Source organism: Anaerotignum faecicola, assembly GCA_024460105.1.
Taxonomy (GTDB): domain Bacteria; phylum Bacillota; class Clostridia; order Lachnospirales; family Anaerotignaceae; genus JANFXS01.
The window spans coordinates 1-380 of the sequence record JANFXS010000647.1; the positions used below are offsets into that span (position 1 = coordinate 1).

The 380-nt window shown below is 54.7% G+C and carries 1 protein-coding gene; it reads right to left on the reverse strand.

Going from position 1 to position 380, the window contains the following annotated elements; genetic code table 11:
• On the reverse strand, positions 1-380 hold a 380-nt coding region (locus NE664_15830), incomplete at both ends, for a chorismate-binding protein (protein ID MCQ4728104.1).

The window sequence follows — 380 nt, forward strand, 5'->3', positions numbered from 1 at the left end:
CATTCACCTCGCTTGCCGCCTCGATGGCGTGAATTACGGCTTTCGCCTTGTTGGCTGATTCCTCATATTCTTTTTCCGGAACGCTGTCGGCCACAATGCCGCCGCCAGCCTGAACATAGACCTTTCCATTGGTTTTTACTGCCATTCGGATCGCAATACAGGTATCCATGTTGCCGGTGAAATCGATGTATCCCAGCGCTCCGCCGTAGATGCCTCTCGGCACCGGTTCCAGCTCTTCGATGATTTCACACGCCCGGATCTTCGGCGCACCGGATAAGGTGCCTGCCGGGAGAACCGCTTCAATGGCGGAAAACGCATCGCAGCCGTTTAAGATATCCCCCTCCACCTGGGAGCAGATGTGCATAATGCGGGAATATTTG